The organism is Dyella kyungheensis (genome assembly GCF_049913195.1).
Lineage (GTDB): Bacteria > Pseudomonadota > Gammaproteobacteria > Xanthomonadales > Rhodanobacteraceae > Dyella > Dyella kyungheensis.
On the sequence record NZ_CP183983.1, the window covers coordinates 2,410,492 to 2,427,519 of the forward strand.

Genomic DNA, 17,028 nt, shown 5'->3' on the forward strand with positions numbered 1-17,028 from the left:
AGCGCACAGTCTGATGAGGAAGCAGGAATGACGGAAAACAGCAGGGCACGCTTCGTTCGCCGCTTGATGAGCTGCGCCATCGCGATCAGTGCCGCATCCACCGCGATGGCGGCGGAGCAGGGCACGGTGTGGAATGGCAAGGTGGCGCCGCTACCCACGCCCTGGACGAGCGAGGCATCGCCCAGCAACGCGTTGCCCGAGTACCCGCGTCCGCAACTGGCGCGCCCGTCGCTGGATCACCCAAGCTGGATGAGCTTGAACGGCCTATGGCAATACGTGACTGGCGATGGGCAGGGTGCGCCGCCGTTCGGCCAGGCCTTGAAGCAGCAAGTCTTGGTGCCTTATCCGATCGAGTCCGTGCTGTCAGGCGTGCAGCAGCATGTGGATTTCATGTTCTATCGGCGCACGGTGGAGGTTCCCGCCGATTTCACCGCGGGTGGCAAACACGTGCGGTTGAATTTCGGCGCGGTGGCGCAGGACGCCATCGTGTACGTCAACGGCACGCAGGTGGCGAAGCATGAGGGAGGCTATACCTCGTTCAGTGCCGACATCACCTCGGCATTGCGCGGCCACGGCGCGCAGGAAATCGTGGTCGCCGTGCATGCGCCGGTGGACAGCGTCAACGTGATGGTGGGCAAACAGCGCCTGAAACCTGAGGGTATTTTCTACACCGCGGCCTCAGGCATCTGGCAGTCGGTGTGGCTGGAGCCGGTGCCGGCCACGAGTCTGGCGCAACTGCATTTCACGGCGGCGAAAAGCCTGGATGCATTTACGGTCACCTCGAAGATCGATGGCTCCGGCGCGGGCGCCACGCTGCATGTGGTGGCCTATGCCGATGGCAAACCGGTGGGCGAGGCGAGCGGTCCCCCAGGCCAGGCGTTGCACCTGGCTATCGCGCATCCGCACCTGTGGAGTCCGCAGGATCCCTTCCTGTACACCTTCAAGGCCACGCTCAGCCAAGGCGATCAGCACGATGAAGTGACCAGCTATGCCGGTCTGCGCCGCATCGCCATCGCCAAGGTGGGCGGCCAGAACCGCATCGTGCTCAACGGCAAGCCGACCTTTTTGCTGGCCACGCTGGATCAAGGCTATTGGCCCGACGGCATCTACACCGCGCCTACCGATGCGGCGCTGAAGTTCGATATCCAGAAAACCAAGGATCTGGGCTTCAACACCATCCGCAAGCACATCAAGGTGGAACCGGCGCGCTGGTTCTATTGGGCCGATCACATCGGCCTGATGGTGTGGCAGGACATGCCGGCGATGCCGAACGGCCGCAACGACAAGCTCAGCGATGGCGACAAGGCGCGCTTCCGCAAGGATGTCGCCGCGATCGTCGAGCAACTCAAGGGCGAGACGTCGATCATCGGCTGGATTCCCTTCAACGAAGGCTGGGGCCAATGGAGCATTCCGGCCGCCGCTGAACTTGCCACGCAGATCAAGCAGCTCGATCCCACGCGCCTGGTCGATGCGCGCAGCGGAGCCAATTGTTGCGATACCAAGGGCGATCCGCATGCGGGTGACGTGATCGATGTGCACGACTACCAGGGCCCCGGCCTGCCCAGTCCCGATGCCCAGCGTGCTGCCATCGACGGTGAGCATGGCGGTCTTACGCTCGGCGTGGCTGATCACGTATGGCCGAACACGCCGATCAATCCCTACGGCGCGGTGAAAGATCGCGAAGCGCTCAACGCCGGCTACGTCGCCAACACCGCGGTGCTGCGTGACAAGGGAGTGGCCAAGGGCATGTCCGGCAGCGTCTACACGCAGATCACCGACGTCGAGGGCGAGCACAACGGCTTGTTCACCTACGACCGCAAGATCGAAAAGGTGGACGAGGCCCAAGTGCGTGCGATCAATGAGGCGACGATACGTGCCGGCGGAAAACCCTGAGGATTTCCGCGCCGGTCACACTCCGTTCCTCGCGCTCCCAGGGCGCGCCACTTGCATTGACGGATCGGGCGGCGGTCAGGTCGGCGTCTGCTCGGCCTTGCCGTTGGCGGCGTTCACCGTATACACGACCAGTGGATCCGGACCGAGGTTGCCGATGGTGGTGGCGGCACGGGCAAGCACCGTGATACCGAGTTCGTTCATGGCCTGCTGGTTGGCCACGGCGTTCTGCTGCGACAGGTTGGTATTGGCCACCACGTTCGAATAGGCCAGATTGGACAGCATGGCGGGCTGTCCGGCAATCGCCTTGACGTTGGCGACAGCGACGGCGCTGAGGACATCTTCGGGAATACTAGCCACGGTGGTTTTCCTTAAAGTATGGGGTAGCCCAGCCTGGTCGACGAAACAGGCCGGGCATTTTCGTCACATCCACTTGGCGCGTCAGTTCGCTTGCTCGGCGTGGCTCTTGCCGGCCTTTCCTTCGAGGATGCGCTCCAATTGATGGACCAACTTTTCGATCTCCGCCCCCATCTTCTCGATGGCCGCCTCATCGCCAAAGCCGACGCTGTCGATCATGGCGATGTATTTTGCGACCACCGCGAGCTTGATCTGGTTCAAGGCCTGCTGATGGCTGACCGCGTTCTGCTGTTGCAGGTTCTGGTTGAATATCTGCTGCGACAAGGCAAGGTTCGCGAGGATGGCGGGTTGCTCGCCGATCGATTTGGCATTGCTGATCGCGATGGCCTGCACGATGTCGGCCGGAAGGGCGTCGGAGGTGAGGCTGGATGCTTGTTCGCCGCCTTCGGGTGCTTCCTGTACGGCTTTCTCGTAAGCCTCATTGAGCTGCGCGCATGCGCTCGCAACGACATCAATGTCCTCGCTCTCGGGCGGAAGGATCTGCCGGGTGGTCGTATCGATGATTCGATAGAGGATCTTGTGGCCGGGTGCCGCGTTCTCGCCGCTGGGTGAAGCTGTTGAATCCGGTTCGTTGATCGACAGGGATTCGGGTTCGATCAGGTATCGCTTCACTCAAGGCCCCTTCTTGGTTTGATGGTCGTTTCATCTGTCGATAGCGCAAGGCATCGACCACTCGTTTGTTGGACAACGCCACATGCCTTTGTGCGGCTGGCGTTCAAGCAAAGGCTATCGACGTTGTTCGCGAAGACTTGATTATCTGGCAGCCGAATAAAATGCGACAAGTATCGAGCCACATTTGGACGATAGGTATCGGTCGGCACGGCAATACGCCGCGAATGATCGGCCAAAAGTTGTAGTGCCGAGAAGGTCGCCATGCGCTAGGGCGGCGCCTTTGATTCCCAAATTGATGCAGCGACTCGGCAGTACGCCGCATCGCTGCTGAAAATCGAGACCGCATTCGCAAGAATGCGCTCTTCAATAATCTTTACATGCCAAGGCAAAGGCTGTACATACGCCGAGCAGGTCGATCGCACAGGGGCGACGGCCGCATCAATCGCAGGTAGCCCGAAGGGGGGCTCGCGCGGGCAGATCATCGTTTGGCTCAGGCTGCTTTACGCAAGCGCGTACAGCATCGGGCCGGCTTGCGCGCAATCAGGGACTGGCATGGAACGGACGCGCACGGCTGTGGAACGCCATCTGCTGCACTTCGACGCATCGAAGGACAAGCGGGGCGATCGGGTTCTCACTTATTACGCTGGCATGACACCGCATCGGGTGCATGCGCATACGCGCTCGACGCTGGCCGATGCACGCGTCGGCAATCCGCTGTTGCAGAAACTGCCCGATGCGCAGTTCAGTCATTACCTCGAAGTCGATCTGCCTTCGGACTCGGTGATGATGACCTACCTGGCCTGCGGCACCGAGGTCGACGGTTCGCCCACGGAGGATTTCCTGTCGCTGGCCGTCCATGTGCCGCGCGCGGGACGGCAGGAGAGCGTGGCGAGGCGTGGCCTGCTTTCTGCCGGCATGGACGATATCCACCCGAAGCTGGCGTGGCTGCTGGGCGACGACGCGGTGGAAGGCACGTTGTTGCGTTCGTTGCTTCGCCCCGGACGCTTCGATCCGGAAAGCCTGCACGATCTGATTGATCCTTTTGAAACCGCCACGTCGCTGCTGTTTCAGCACCCCGGACTGATCAACCTCAGCAGCGACAACGGCGGCCAGATTCCGGCCATCATCCTGGAGCAGTGCGTCGGTCGCGCGCTTCGGTTTCGGGGACGCAACCTGCTCAACGCCATACGCGATCTTGGTCCCGAATGGTCCCGGCGCGTCCCGCTGCTCGATGACGGCAAGGTCGTCACCGACAAGGAAGGGACGGTCTTCACCATCGAGGTGCACGAACGCGTTCGTCGCTTCATGTCCGAACCGATGGGACTCGCGCTGAAGTATTCGCAGCAGCTGCAGGAGCTCGAAGGGCAGACCTGGCGCGTGCAGTACGGCAAGACCGTCGATGAGCACAAACCGCTCAAGGCTGCCGCGATCGCCACGCGTCCCGTGCTTCGCGCCGACCAGTCGCGCTGGACGCTGAAGGCGCTCAGCCGCATGAACGGTGTGAGCACCGGCTCGGTGAGTTTCCAGCCGCCTCGCGAAGGGGGTTGGACGATCAAGGAGATCTGGTCGTCCGACGACGCCGTGCCGATGAATGCGGAAACGGTCGCTGCGCTGGCCGAGGGGCGCATGTTCGCCCGCGTGGATACCGCGGCGCATGAAGGCGCGTGGACCGGCACGTTTGCGGCACAAGTACTGAAGGACGACGAGACGGCCACCTTCGCGGCGAAGCACCAGAGCAATCGATCCGGGGCCGATTTCGCCACGGTGGCTCTCTCGCTCGATGCCTTGCGCCTGGATCTGACGGTCGACCTGAAGGTGACCTCGAAGTCGACGACGGATGCGTTGACCAGCGTCAACCTTTTCATCCGCGAGCCCAGCGGGCTCGAGCGCAAGGTGTGGAGTGCGCGGCCCTCGATCAAGGGACAGTACGGCAACCTGCGCGTCGATGTCATCAATGAATGGATGCGTCATCTGGGTGCGTACGCGGAGTTCTACGACGCCGCCGAGAAGCTCATCACGCCGGCCGGGTGGTCGTCGAAGATGCCGCTGAACATCGCGCCGGATTTCGACAAGCACGCGACCAAGAAATACATCGATGTCCTCGCGCCCGTGGACAACGTGTTCGGCATTCCGCTGGGGCCGATGACCACCACGCTCGACATCCCGGTGCCGGCCGAAGCCGCCTCGGTGAAGCTTTATTGGGGTGGCCTGGGTACCGGCGAGTACGACGATACCGTCTGCGCCTGCGGCATCACCTGCACGGCCGTGCTGGAACTGGCGCTTCCCGTGATCATGCTGATCCAGGGTTCGTCGCTGACCGACTCGAAATTCATCAACAACATGATGAAGGATCCGAAAGTCCGTTACGGTATCTACTCCCTGGGCGTAGCCCTGATCGGCGGCGGCGCCGGGGGCTATATCGGGGTGTCGCAGGACCCCGGCAAGGCCGCCGGCACAGTGGCCACGAAGCTGTTGCCTGCGCTGGCCAAGCTCGGGCTCAAGAAGCTTTCGATCTACCTCGCGGAGAAAGCCGCCGAGGGCGTGGCCAAGCGATCCATTCCGCTGATTGGGCTGGCCTTCCTCGCGTTCGATACCGCGGTGACCTTGCTCCAGCTCGGCCAGACCATCGCCGCCGTGGTGCAGTCGCCGTTCTACTACACGACGAAACTGACCCGCACCTTCGACCTGCGCGGCCGCGTGCTTCCCGATCCGGCCTTCAACAAGTTCCCCGATCACCACGACCGGATGGTCGTGCAGGTGCTCTACGACGCGGGCAATGCACTGCCGGTGCAGGAGCAACGTCTGCCGGCGGAAACCCTGTCCAAACCGTTGCCGTTCGAGTTTCTCAATATCGCTGCCGGCGGCCGGATCAAGGTCATCGTGATCTTCTATGCGGCCAACGGCTGGCAATCGGCGCTCGGTGCGAGCTCCTGGATCGATGCGAAGGGGGCGAACGGCAGCGCGACGCTCGATATCGATGTGACCGTGAAGAACGCCTTGATCCCGCTGTCGAAAGACTCGGTGTACCAGCACCGTCAGGCGCTCGCCTATGAGGGTGGCAAGCACCGCTGGAAGCAGGGGCCGGCGCCCACCACGACGATTACCACGGTGTCTCCCGACGCGGGGCATCGCCTGTTGTCCCTGGGTGGCATCACCGTGGCGCAACGTCCGGGCATGCTCGCCTATTCCTGGCAGGCGACGGGCTTGAATCTGCCGCGCGACCGGCCCGGTGCACCGAGCGACGAAGCCATGTTCGCGATGCAGAACATCTCGCTGCTGGAAGATCCCGAGGCCGGTTGCGCAGTCACGCCGATCGGTTTCACCTTGCCCTGTGGCGTCGCCTATGACATCGGCTCGTCCGAGGATGGCAGCGGTGCGAATTATTATCTGGATCCCTCGCTGGGCGAGTTCGATGCCAAAGAGAACCTGGCGGGCGGCTATCACATCCGGCGTATCGCACTGTCGCTTGGCGCCAAGCCGCGCTTCGAACCGGGTTCGAAGCAAAGCTGGGGACGTTTTCCGCGCGCGGTCGACGGCTTCCTGGTTCATCCGCAGGGCTATGCCGTTGCCGTCAGTGCCGACACGTCCAAGCTGTACATCCTGGCGTTGCCCAGGCAGGCCGGCGAGAACACCCGCGCCACCATGGCGAGCATGTACAGCGGGGAAGGGGAGCGCGTTGGCCTGATGAAGCTGCCCCGCGCCGTGGCGGTGGCGCTGGACGGACGTCTGTTGGTGCTCGAAGAAGGCAACCGGCGCATCCAGTGCTTCGACATCTCGGGCAATCCGGTGCCGTACTTCAAGCAGGCCGGCAGCAGCGAGAAATCGGCCATCCTGTCGCTACGCGCCACGGCGGCGCAGTCGACCCGCTATCTCGATCTCGCGGTCGAGGCGAAGGGCTACGTGTTCGTGCTGGCATGCGACGAGAACGGTTCGACGCCCGAGCAGTACCGCGTCGATATCTACGAACCCGACGGCAGCTTCCTGGTCAGCACGCCACGGGTGGCGGCTGCGCGCATCGCGGTCGACCTGGCGCGCAGCCTGTACACGCTCAATTGGGAAACCTGGATCGGTGCCGACGGACGTACGGAGCCTTCGGTCAGCATGTGGCTACCGCCGCCGCCAAAGATGCGCGCCGGCAAGGGGAAGCAGTGATGTACATTTTTGAAGGCATCTTCGGCATTTATCCGTGGGGCCAGCCCCAGAACACGGTCCGCTTCATGTTCATGGTCGACGCGGAGGCGAAGCGCATGCGCGTCTACACCCAAGTCGGCTTGATGAAGGAACTCAGTTTCCAGGAGTTCATGGATCTCATGCCGCGGCCGAATCTGCGCGCCACGGACGGATTGCTGGCAGGTATGAACGATCCGCAAGGAGGCCGACTCACCGCGGGTGCGTCGTTGTTCCAGGGCATCGTCGGCGATTCGGTGCAGCTCGGTGCCATGCCTGCGTTCGAATCGGTGGCGACGGGCATCAGCTCGATCAAGGCAGCCGGCTCCTGCGGCAAATCGGATTTCGCCCCCTTCGGCGGCGTGACGATCGATTTCTCCGGCGTGGATTTCGCCGGCGTTCGCTTCAAGGAGGCAGATTTCTCCAAGGCCATCGTGACGAACACGAACTTCAAGGGCGCGACCTTCGAAGGCTGCCGTTTCGTCGGTAGCCAGCTGAAGGGCGTCCGCCTCGACGGCGCGCGAATCGTCGGGCAGGAATGGCGCGGGCTCGACCTCACCGCAACGGTATTCGACAATGCCGTATTGGACGGCACGCAGTTCATCGACTGCAAGCTGCCCAGGGCCTCGTTCAAGAACTCAAAGGTCGATGGAACCTTCTTCCTTCAGTTGCCCATGGAGGATACGGTTTTCGACGGCGCGGCCGGACACGCCATCTTCGGCGCATGCGATCTTTCCCGCGCGAGCTTTGTCGCTGCGAAACTTGCGCAATCCGCCTATACCGGTTCGAAACTCGACAACGCGTCGTTCAAGCAGTCCGACCTCACTGGATCGGCTTTCGGTGCGATCGACCCCTATCCCGCGCCGAGCATGCGCGCGGTGAACTTCGACAACATCGTGGCGCCGGGAGCGCTGTTCGTCGGTGCCAATCTTACCGGGGCGAGTTTCAACGCGGCGAAGCTCGCAGGCGCGGCGTTCAATGGCAGCACGCTCAAGGACAATTCGTTCAAAGGCGCCGATCTCGCCAAGGCGAACTTCGGGCCGCTCGGCAAGTTGGCGGCGGCGCACATAGCCGACGTGAACTTCGAAGGCGTGACCGCGTCGGAGGCGGTATTCGCAGGCGCTCGCCTGAGCAAGGTTTCGTTCAAGGGCGGTCGGCTGCCACGAACGGTGTTTGGCGAATCCACGCTCAACGACGTGTCGTTTCAGGAGGCGGAGATGGACGGCGTCTCCTTCTGCCTGGCGTCCGGGCCGGCGGTGCTGAACAACGTCGATTTCGACAACACCAGCCTGCGGGGCGCCGATTTCTCCCGCGTCAACCTGGCTGGCAAGGTCACTCACGCGCGCAAGCCGCGTTTGGGTCGATCACTCGGCGAGCGCACGCGCCTGGTCAAGGCGACGTTCAAATCGGGCTTCCTCGGCACCGATTGGTCCTACGTCGATGCAACGGATGCGACCATCACCGTTGAACTGCCGGGGGAGGTCAAGGGGTTCAACGCCACCTACGCCATCCTCCCGCAGGTCAGTTTTGCCAACCTCAATCTTCCCAAGGCTGATTTCAGCCACGCCCAGTTGAAGCGCTCGATGTTCAGCAATTGCATTCTCAACGAGGCCAAGTTCAATGAAGCCGTCTTGGAGGGCGCCGACTTCACCGAGGCGAAGCTGGACTCGGTGTCGTTCGACAAAGCGGTACTGGTAAGCGCGCTCTTTACCAAAGCCTGGCTGGCGTCGGCGAAATTCGACGGAGCGGCGCTGACGGATGCGAACTTCTCCAACGCGATGCTCGCCTCGGTCGATTTCAAGAGCGTGCAGGGCCGCAACCTGGCCGGCGTGACGTTCTCCACCGCCTTCCTGGTGGGCGCGACCTTCGCCAACGTCAGCACGTCCCGGTCGCGAGACGTGCGCACGGATTTCTCCTCGGCCTGTCTTGCCGGCGCCGATTTTTCGCAGGCCTCGCTGGCGGACGCGATTCTCAGCAGCGCGCAATTATCATCCGGCGATGGCGAGATCAAGGTCATCGACAACAAGACCGGCGCGAGTGAATCGTTCTTTTACGAGAAGACCAAGCTGGACACCAACACGACCGGCGTCACCACCACGTGTCCGGACGGACATCTTGGCCAATGCCGTATCGACCAGCTCTACGTGAGGCCGGTGCCGAAGGAGTGGAGGTACTGAGCAGGGCAGCGCCTCGACGCTCCTGGCTCGACGAGAGCCAGCGGCACACGCTTGATCAGGCGGAGCGTGCGGGTACGCGCGCTCCAAGCCACCAGCCCAGAGCCATGCTGGCCACAAGCACGAACACCGACGAGTAGCCACCGCTCAAGGACGCGAATGCAGGCCCGGGGCAATAACCGGCGACGCCCCAGCCGACGCCGAACAGCAACGCGCCAAACACCAGGCGTGGGTCGATGCGCGTTGCATCGGGCACGCGGAAGCTGTCGTCGAACCACGGTCTCGAACCGCGCCACACCCAGCGGTAACCGATGGCCGTGGTCAGCACGGCACCCGCCATCACGAACAGAAGGCGAGGGTTCCAGGCACCGGCGACATCCAGGAAACCGAGCACGACGGCAGGATCGGTCATGCCCGCCAGGCTCAGGCCCAAGCCGAACAGCAGGCCGGCCAGCAACGCAGTCACCATCTTCATGTGCCGAGTCCTCCCAGCAGATGTCGAATGACGAACACGGTGGCCATGGCGGAGGCCACGAAAAGCGCCGTGGCCAGCAACGAGCGTCGTGACAGGCGGGCAACGCCACACACGCCATGGCCACTGGTGCAGCCACCGCCGAGCCGCGTACCGAAGCCGACCAACAGACCCGCTGCCACCATCCAGGGCCAGGAGACCACCGGCGCGCCGATGGCGTTCTCGCTTCGCAGTAGCGCCAACAGCCATGGCGCCGCAACGACGCCGATCAGGAAAGCGATGCGCCAGTCGCGATCGCCCGCGCCGGTCAACAGGCCGCTGGCAATGCCGCTGATACCGGCAATGCGACCCAGCGCCGCCATCAGCCAGACCGCGGAGAGCCCGATCATGACGCCGCCCATCAGGGACGAGATCCAGGGATGCATGCCGGCATGCCTATTCGTCTGTGCGATGCAGCGAATATAGGCCCCGCCATCGCCGGAATACCAGCGTTCGCTACGGCCTCAGTTGTCCAGCGACGACGTGGAACGATGATCCAGTGCCCCGGATACTTCGTTCGCGGCATCCACCAGCAGCCTGGTGGTGCTCGCCATGGTCATGCCGGAGCCGCGCCGTTCGATGAAGGGAATGGTGATCGCGCAGATGGCCCGGTCGTGTTGCATCACCGGCGCGGAAATATCGGTGACGCCATCGACCACCTGGCTCGCAATGGTGGCGACGCCGGCCGTGCGGATGTCGCGGATCGCCGTCTCGATCGGTGGGCGCTGCAACTGCGGCTCGTGCGCGATCATCATGCTGAACCAGCGTTCGCGCGTGGCGTCGTCCTGCCACGCCAGCAACACATAGCCCGACGCGGAATGGGAGATCGGGCGGCGATGGCCCACGCGCACGACCAGGCCGATTTCGCCCGGCGGATCGACGCGCGCGATCACCACGATCTGCTCCTGTGACGGAACGACCAGATGGCACGACTGGTCGATGTCCTCCGCAAGCCGGTGCATGATGGGCAGGGCGGTTTCGACCAGGCTTTTCACTGGCGGTTGTTCCATGCCCAGCCGGAACAGTCGCGGCGTGATCGAGTAACGGCCTTCGCCATCCGGACGGCTGATGTAATCGCGTTCTTCCAGCACCTGCAGCATGCGGAAGATTTCGCCGCGCGAACGCCCGACGCCTTCGGAGATCTCCGCAATGGTCAGCGGTGCGACGGCGCGGGCCAGCAGTTCAAGGATGTCCAATCCCTTGTCGAGGGCGGGAGCGCGGTATTTGGGAGACTCAGCAGTCATAAGCGTCCGTGATTTTGAGTGGCTCGTCATGCAGCCCATGGGCGGACCATCCGAGGAAAACCGCGGTCTCGCCCCCTGCCATGCTGCGCCGCAGCTTGTGGTACATATAAACTATAAGTTCATATTTGCACAAATGTTGCGCCCCGTGCAGATGGGCGGGCGCTCGCCAATGGCCGGAGGATGACATTCATGCACCCACAAGCCGCGCCAATCACGGCGGGCGGTCGCTTTCGCAACAAAGTCCCGCTATGGCCCCTTGCCCTGATCGTAAGTCTTTTTTTTCTCTGGGGCGTGGCGAACAACCTCAATGACGTGCTGGTCGCGCAATTCAAGAAAACCTTCACGCTGTCAGATTTCCAGGCCGCGCTGGTACAGAGCGCGTTCTATCTTGGGTATTTCGTCGTCGCGCTGCCCGCCGGCGCCTATATGCGGCGATACGGTTACAAGTCGGCGGTCGTGCTGGGATTGTGCCTGTATGGCGCGGGGGCACTCCTGTTCTGGCCGGCGGCGGTGTTTGCAACCTACGGCATGTTCCTCGCCGCATTGTTTGTCATCGCGTGTGGACTGGCCTTCCTCGAGACCTCGGCCAACCCCTATGTGACTCTGCTGGGTCCGGCATCATCGGCTGCGGCGCGGCTCAATCTGGCGCAGGCATTCAATCCGCTGGGCTCGATCGCTGGCGTGCTGATCGGGCAGCAATTCATTTTCGATGGCGTGACGCATACGCCCGCGGAACTCGCCGCCATGAGTGCGGGCGCCCGCGACGCTTTCATGAAGAGCGAGGCCGCTGCCGTGCAGCAGCCTTATCTGGTCATCGGCCTTGTCGTGATCTTGTGGGCGGTGGTGATCGTGCTGACGCGATTCCCGTCGGTGGGCGTGCGCGAGGAAGGTGCACCGATCGAGCGTGGCGTGCTGAGGCGTCTGCTGCGCGATGGCAGGCTGCTGGGCGCGGTCGCCGCGCAATTCTTCTACGTGGGTGCGCAAGTGGCCATCTTCAGCCACATGATCCGCTATGCGGAGGCGACGATGCCGGGCACGGCGGACAAGACCGCAGCCAGTTTCGTCACCGCCGGACTGGTCTGCTTCATGCTTGGCCGTTTTGCCGGTGCGCTGCTGATGAAACACCTGAAGGCGTCGCGCGTGCTGGCGTGGTTCGCGCTGATCAATGTGCTGCTGATGGCCATGGCCGCGCTCGCTCCCGGGCGTGAGGGTATGTATGCACTGGTGGCGTCGAGTTTCTTCATGTCGGTGATGTATCCGACCATCTTCGCGCTGGGCGTGGAAGGCAGGAGCGACGACGAGCGGAAGTTCGGCGCGGCCCTGCTGGTGATGTCGATCGTCGGCGGCGCCGTGCTCACCGCCGTGATGGGTGTGGTGTCGGATCGCGTCGGCATCGCGCACGCGATGCTGGTTCCCGCGCTGTGTTTCGTGGCGATCTTCCTGTTCGCACAACAGGCATGGCAGCGGGCGCCGGCGAGGGTGCCGGCATGAGCTGGCAATGCCTGGCACTGGACCTGCGCGACGATCCCGCGCTCATCGCCGAATACGAACACTGGCATCGCCGCGAGAACATCTGGCCGGACATCGTGGCGTCGATTCGCCAAGCCGGCATCGAGGACATGCAGATCTTCCGCACGGGTACCCGGCTGGTCATGCTGATGCGGGTGGCGCCGGATTTCGATGCCGACGCGAAGGCTCGCGCCGATGCCGCCAGCGAGCGCGTGCAGGCCTGGGAAAACCTTATGTCGAAGTTCCAGCAACCGCTGCCGTGGGCCGGCGCAGGGCAGAAATGGGTGCCGATGCAGCGGATCTTCGATCTGGCCGAATGCGCCGACTGATCAGCCGTTACGCCACAGGATGTCACGTGAGATGCGGGTGGCGTCGCGCTGCCCGGTCAAGGCCATGGTGACGCTCAGCTCGCGCCGGATCAGCTCGATCGCCTGCGCCACGCCTTGCTGTCCGTGGGCACCGAGCCCGTAGAGGAAGGCTTTGCCGATAAGGCCGGCGCGCGCGCCCAGTGCCAACGCCTTGATCAGATCCTGGCCGCTGGTGATGCCGCTGTCGAACAGCACTTCGGTGCGGCCCGCGACGGCATCGACGATCGAAGGGAGCACATCGATGGTGGCGGGCGCACCATCCAGCTGCCGGCCGCCGTGATTGGAAACCACGATGGCATCGACGCCGTGTTCGACGGCCAGGCGCGCATCCTGCGGATCCAGGATGCCCTTGATGATCAGCTTGCCCGGCCATTCCTCGCGTATCCAGGCGAGGTCATTCCAGTTCAGCGTGGGATCGAACTGGTTGGCGATCCATTGCGCCAGCGTAGTCAGGCTGTCGGCCCCTTGAATGCGTCCATCCAGATTGCCGAACGAACGGCTCGGCGCCTTGAGCACGTTCCAGACCCAGCGCGGTTTGCTCATGATGTCGAACAGGTTGCGCAGCGTCACCTTGGGCGGCACCGAAAGGCCGTTCTTGATTTCGCGATGGCGCTGGCCCTGCACGGTGAGATCGGCCGTCAGCATCAAGGCGGAGCATTGCGCGGCGCGGGCGCGGCGGATCAGCTCGCGGGTAAAGCCGCGGTCGCGCATCACGTAGACCTGGAACCAGAACGGCGTATCGCAGGCGGCACGCACCTGCTCGATCGAGCAGATCGATACGGTGCTGAGGCAAAACGGAATACCCGCTTCGGCTGCCGCACGCGCACCAAGGATCTCGCCGCTGCCGTGCTGCAGTCCGGTCAGGCCGGTCGGCGCGATGGCGAGCGGCATGCTGACCGGCGCGCCGAGGATGGTGGTTCCCAGTGAGCGATGATCCACGTTCTGCATGACGCGCTGGCGCAGCTGCAGGCGATCGAAGGCGCGCCGGTTTTCGCGCAGTGTCGTTTCATCGTACGAGCCGCGGTCGGCGTACTCGAAGAAGGCCCGGGGCACCCGCCGGCGAGCGATCTCGCGAAGGTCGGCGATATTTGTCACGGGCGTCTTCATGGCTTATCCCACCGCTGTCTTGGGAGCGTTCTTCCACACGATGCCGCCGGGAAACAGATGGTCGCGGATCGAGGCGTCGTGCATGCGCACGGAGAACCCCGGTGCGGTGGGCGCCAGGTAGCGCCCTTCCGCGATCGCTACCGGTTCCACGAAATGCTCGTGCAGATGATCGACGAATTCGATCGCGCGATCCTCCTTCTTGCCCGTGATGGCCACGAAATCGGCCATGGCCAGGTGCTGCACCAGCTCGCACAGCCCCACGCCGCCAGCGTGGGGGAAAACACGCACGCCGAAGTGGGCGGCCAGCAGCAGGATGGCCAGGTTCTCGTTCACGCCACCCACGCGCGCCGCATCGATCTGGATCAGGTCGACCGCCTGCGCCTGCAGCAGCTGCTTGAACAGGACACGGTTCTGGCCGTGCTCGCCGGTGGAGATGGGGATGGGCGAAATGCCTTGCCGGATCGCCGCGTGGCCCAGCACGTCGTCGGGGTTGGTCGGTTCCTCGACCCAGGCCAGGCCGATGTCCTTCAGCGGCTTGAGCCATTCGATAGCCGTCTGGACGTCCCAACGCTGGTTGGCGTCCACCGCGATGGCGATGTCCGGACCCACCGCCTCGCGCGCGAGACGGCAGCGCCGCAGGTCGTCCTCCATGCGCAGGCCGACCTTGAGCTTGATGGTGCGAAAACCGTCCGCCACGGCTTTTTTGGCCAGGCGCTGCATCTTTTCGTCCGAATAGCCGAGCCAGCCGGGCGAGGTGGTATAGGCAGGGTAGCCTTCGCTCTCCAGCTGGGCGATGCGATCCTGCTTGTGCGGTTCGGCCGCTCGAAGCATCTCGAGTGCCCGGGCGGGCGTCAGCGCATCCGTGAGATAGCGGAAGTCGATCTGGGCGACCAGTTGTTCGGGCGTCATGTCCGCAATGAAACGCCAGACCGGCTTGTGCGCCATGCGCGCGGCCAAATCCCATGCGGCATTGATGACCGCGCCGATCGCCATGTGCATCACGCCCTTCTCGGGGCCGAGCCAGCGCAGCTGGGAATCGCCGGTGAGCTGCCTCGCGAATGCGCCGAGATCGTTGACGATATCGTCGACCGCACGACCGACCACCATGGGACGGAGTGCCGCCAGCGCGGTGGTCTGGACGTCGTTGCCGCGCCCGATGGTGAACACCAGCCCGTAACCGGCCAGGCCATCGGGTGCATTGGTCTTGAGCACGACGTAGGCGGCGGAGTAATCGGGATCGGGATTCATGGCATCCGAGCCGTCATGCGCCAGCGACGTCGGAAAGCGCACGTCGAACGTTTCCAGGGCGGTAATCTTCACCATCGTGGCCGGCCTCCGGTGCCGGGGATTCAATAAGAAAAAACGGGCGGCGTTCAGGCGAACGATGCGGGATAGGCGAGTACGTCCTGTCGCTGCCGGCCCAGTCCATCGATACCCAGTTCGATCACGTCGCCCGGCTTCAGATAGGTGGGCGGATGCAGGCCCAGGCCGACGCCGGCCGGCGTCCCCGTGCTGATCACGTCGCCCGGCATCAGCGTCATGTAACGGCTGATGTAGCTCACCAGTTGCGCCACGCCGAACACCATCGTGCGCGTGTTGCCGTTCTGGTAGCGGTGGCCGTTCACTTCGAGCCACAGGTTGAGCTTTTGCGGATCGGGAATCTCATCCTTGGTGACCAGCCACGGGCCGATCGGCCCGAAGGTGTCGCAGCTTTTGCCTTTCACCCATTGGCCGCCGTGTTCCAACTGGAATTCGCGCTCGGACAGGTCGTTGATCACCGCATAGCCGGCGACATGGTCGAGTGCCTGGTTGACGTCGACATAGCGGGTGACCTCGCCGATGATCACGCCAAGCTCCACTTCCCAGTCGGTCTTCACCGAGCCGCGTGGAATGACGACGGCATCATTGGCGCCGCCGATGGCCGTGGTGGCCTTCATGAAGAGCACCGGCTGCTCGGGCACCGGTGCGTTCGTTTCGGCGGCGTGGTCGGCGTAGTTCATGCCCACGCAGAGCATCTTGCCGATGTGCGCCACTGGCGCGCCAAAACGCGGCGTGCCATCGACACGGGGCAGGGTGGACGGATCGATCGCCTTCAGGCGGCGCAGGCCGTCGCGGGCGAGCACGCTTGCGCCGATGTCGTCGATCACGCCCGACAGATCGCGCAGGGCGCCGTCGCCATCGATCAGGCCCGGCTTCTCCGCGCCGCGTTCTCCATAACGGCAAAGTTTCATGCAGTGGCTTCCATTAGTTCGACCAGCCGCCATCCACGACATGGATGGTGCCGGTGGTAAAGGACGATTCGTCGGAGGCGAGATACACGGCGAGCGCGGCAATTTCCTCGGGCGTGCCAAGCCGTCCCATCGGTTGACGCGCGGTAAAGCTCTGCCAGGCGGCCTGCTCGTCGCCGCCGAGGGCGCGCACGCGTTCGCCGAGCGACGGCGTCTTGACCGTGCCGGGGCAGATCGCGTTGCAACGGATGCCAGCCGATACGTAATCGGCGGCGATGGAGCGCGTCAGGCCGATCACGGCCGCCTTGGTCGCACCATAGGCGAAACGATTGGGCACGCCCTTGATGCTCGAAGCGACCGACGACATGTTGACGATGCTGCCCGCGCCGCGGCTCAGCATGCCGGGTAGCACGGCGCGGCACAGATGGAACATGCTGTCCACGTTGATGGCGAACGAGCGTCGCCAACTGGCGTCGTCGGTGTCGAGGATCGTGCCCGCGTGCACGTAGCCGGCGCAGTTGAACAGCACGTCGATGCGCTCCGTGGACGAGGCCAGCGCCTGGATCGCCGGGTCGTCGGTGACATCGAGCACGTGCGTGCGGATCGAAGGATGGCTCGCGGCAAGCGACGCCAGGTTGCCCTCATGGATATCGGTGGCCAACACGGTGGCGCCGGCCTCGGCGAAGGCGAGCGCGGTGGCGCGACCGATGCCTGCTCCCGCGGCGGTGACGAGCGCGTGCTTGCCGGACAGGCGGCCGCTCATGCACGGCACTCCGCGCGGGTGTCGATGCGATGCGTGAA

Annotated in this window: 14 protein-coding genes; 5 read left to right on the forward strand and 9 right to left on the reverse strand. The window is 63.8% G+C overall.

What is annotated here, in order from left to right; genetic code table 11:
* The first annotated feature begins 27 nt into the window (after window positions 1-27).
* A complete protein-coding gene (locus tag ACN9MB_RS10755) occupies window positions 28-1,893 on the forward strand; it encodes a glycoside hydrolase family 2 protein (RefSeq protein WP_426271813.1) in 1,866 nt (621 codons plus the stop codon).
* Between the two features lie 75 nt (window positions 1,894-1,968).
* On the opposite strand, the gene ACN9MB_RS10760 is transcribed toward ACN9MB_RS10755, so the two are convergent.
* Both ACN9MB_RS10760 and ACN9MB_RS10765 read right to left on the reverse strand, forming a co-directional pair.
* On the reverse strand, window positions 1,969-2,250 hold the full coding sequence (locus ACN9MB_RS10760; protein ID WP_426271814.1) for a hypothetical protein: 282 nt from the start codon (window positions 2,248-2,250) through the stop codon (window positions 1,969-1,971).
* Between the two features lie 81 nt (window positions 2,251-2,331).
* Window positions 2,332-2,919 carry a hypothetical protein gene (locus ACN9MB_RS10765; RefSeq protein WP_338031036.1) on the reverse strand — a complete coding sequence of 196 codons (588 nt, stop codon included), beginning with the start codon at window positions 2,917-2,919 and terminating at the stop codon, window positions 2,332-2,334.
* Window positions 2,920-3,471: 552 nt separating this feature from the next.
* Between ACN9MB_RS10765 and ACN9MB_RS10770 the strand changes: the two genes are divergently transcribed.
* Both ACN9MB_RS10770 and ACN9MB_RS10775 read left to right on the forward strand, forming a co-directional pair.
* Window positions 3,472-7,071, forward strand: a complete 3,600-nt coding sequence (locus ACN9MB_RS10770; protein WP_426271815.1) for a hypothetical protein — start codon at window positions 3,472-3,474, stop codon at window positions 7,069-7,071.
* Complete coding sequence (locus ACN9MB_RS10775) at window positions 6,972-9,263, forward strand: pentapeptide repeat-containing protein (RefSeq protein ID WP_426271816.1); 2,292 nt, start codon at window positions 6,972-6,974, stop codon at window positions 9,261-9,263. Before ACN9MB_RS10770 ends, ACN9MB_RS10775 begins: the two co-directional genes overlap by 100 nt.
* Before the next feature lie 55 nt (window positions 9,264-9,318).
* On the opposite strand, the gene ACN9MB_RS10780 is transcribed toward ACN9MB_RS10775, so the two are convergent.
* From ACN9MB_RS10780 to ACN9MB_RS10790, 3 genes are all read right to left on the reverse strand, one after another.
* Window positions 9,319-9,735, reverse strand: coding sequence for a DUF6691 family protein (locus ACN9MB_RS10780; protein ID WP_204637839.1), 417 nt, complete (start codon window positions 9,733-9,735; stop codon window positions 9,319-9,321).
* Window positions 9,732-10,157: a YeeE/YedE family protein gene (locus ACN9MB_RS10785; protein ID WP_426271817.1), complete on the reverse strand. Its 426-nt coding sequence runs from the start codon at window positions 10,155-10,157 to the stop codon at window positions 9,732-9,734. The genes ACN9MB_RS10780 and ACN9MB_RS10785 overlap by 4 nt, the downstream gene beginning before the upstream one ends.
* A 78-nt stretch (window positions 10,158-10,235) precedes the next feature.
* Window positions 10,236-11,015, reverse strand: a complete 780-nt coding sequence (locus ACN9MB_RS10790; RefSeq protein ID WP_204637841.1) for an IclR family transcriptional regulator — start codon at window positions 11,013-11,015, stop codon at window positions 10,236-10,238.
* Window positions 11,016-11,204: 189 nt separating this feature from the next.
* Here ACN9MB_RS10790 and fucP point away from each other — a divergent pair, with 189 nt between their 5' ends.
* A complete protein-coding gene (gene fucP, locus ACN9MB_RS10795; protein ID WP_426271818.1) occupies window positions 11,205-12,506 on the forward strand; it encodes an L-fucose:H+ symporter permease in 1,302 nt (433 codons plus the stop codon).
* On the forward strand, window positions 12,503-12,853 hold the full coding sequence (locus tag ACN9MB_RS10800; protein WP_426271819.1) for an L-rhamnose mutarotase: 351 nt from the start codon (window positions 12,503-12,505) through the stop codon (window positions 12,851-12,853). Before fucP ends, ACN9MB_RS10800 begins: the two co-directional genes overlap by 4 nt.
* Here the strand turns inward: ACN9MB_RS10800 and ACN9MB_RS10805 are convergent, their stop codons facing one another.
* The 4 genes from ACN9MB_RS10805 to ACN9MB_RS10820 are packed head-to-tail and all read right to left on the reverse strand — an operon-like array spanning window position 12,854 to window position 16,990.
* On the reverse strand, window positions 12,854-13,999 hold the full coding sequence (locus ACN9MB_RS10805) for an alpha-hydroxy acid oxidase (RefSeq protein ID WP_426271820.1): 1,146 nt from the start codon (window positions 13,997-13,999) through the stop codon (window positions 12,854-12,856).
* Window positions 14,000-14,002: 3 nt separating this feature from the next.
* Window positions 14,003-15,322, reverse strand: a complete 1,320-nt coding sequence (locus tag ACN9MB_RS10810; RefSeq protein ID WP_204637845.1) for an enolase C-terminal domain-like protein — start codon at window positions 15,320-15,322, stop codon at window positions 14,003-14,005.
* A 50-nt stretch (window positions 15,323-15,372) separates the two neighbouring features.
* The gene (locus ACN9MB_RS10815; RefSeq protein ID WP_426271822.1) at window positions 15,373-16,230 is read right to left on the reverse strand and encodes a fumarylacetoacetate hydrolase family protein; all 858 of its coding nucleotides are present in this window, start codon (window positions 16,228-16,230) and stop codon (window positions 15,373-15,375) included.
* Window positions 16,231-16,243: 13 nt separating this feature from the next.
* Window positions 16,244-16,990, reverse strand: coding sequence for an SDR family oxidoreductase (locus ACN9MB_RS10820; protein WP_426271823.1), 747 nt, complete (start codon window positions 16,988-16,990; stop codon window positions 16,244-16,246).
* Window positions 16,991-17,028 lie beyond the last annotated feature (38 nt).

Bases quoted from the DNA above. Each gene is read 5' to 3' on its own strand.
- ACN9MB_RS10755 (WP_426271813.1), top strand. From the start codon at position 28: ATGACGGAAAACAGCAGGGCACGCTTCGTTCGCCGCTTGATGAGCTGC.
- ACN9MB_RS10770 (WP_426271815.1), top strand. From the start codon at position 3,472: ATGGAACGGACGCGCACGGCTGTGGAACGCCATCTGCTGCACTTCGAC.
- ACN9MB_RS10780 (WP_204637839.1), bottom strand. From the start codon at position 9,735: ATGAAGATGGTGACTGCGTTGCTGGCCGGCCTGCTGTTCGGCTTGGGC.
- ACN9MB_RS10785 (WP_426271817.1), bottom strand. From the start codon at position 10,157: ATGCATCCCTGGATCTCGTCCCTGATGGGCGGCGTCATGATCGGGCTC.
- ACN9MB_RS10790 (WP_204637841.1), bottom strand. From the start codon at position 11,015: ATGACTGCTGAGTCTCCCAAATACCGCGCTCCCGCCCTCGACAAGGGA.
- fucP (WP_426271818.1), top strand. From the start codon at position 11,205: ATGCACCCACAAGCCGCGCCAATCACGGCGGGCGGTCGCTTTCGCAAC.
- ACN9MB_RS10800 (WP_426271819.1), top strand. From the start codon at position 12,503: ATGAGCTGGCAATGCCTGGCACTGGACCTGCGCGACGATCCCGCGCTC.
- ACN9MB_RS10805 (WP_426271820.1), bottom strand. From the start codon at position 13,999: ATGAAGACGCCCGTGACAAATATCGCCGACCTTCGCGAGATCGCTCGC.
- ACN9MB_RS10810 (WP_204637845.1), bottom strand. From the start codon at position 15,322: ATGGTGAAGATTACCGCCCTGGAAACGTTCGACGTGCGCTTTCCGACG.
- ACN9MB_RS10815 (WP_426271822.1), bottom strand. From the start codon at position 16,230: ATGAAACTTTGCCGTTATGGAGAACGCGGCGCGGAGAAGCCGGGCCTG.
- ACN9MB_RS10820 (WP_426271823.1), bottom strand. From the start codon at position 16,990: ATGAGCGGCCGCCTGTCCGGCAAGCACGCGCTCGTCACCGCCGCGGGA.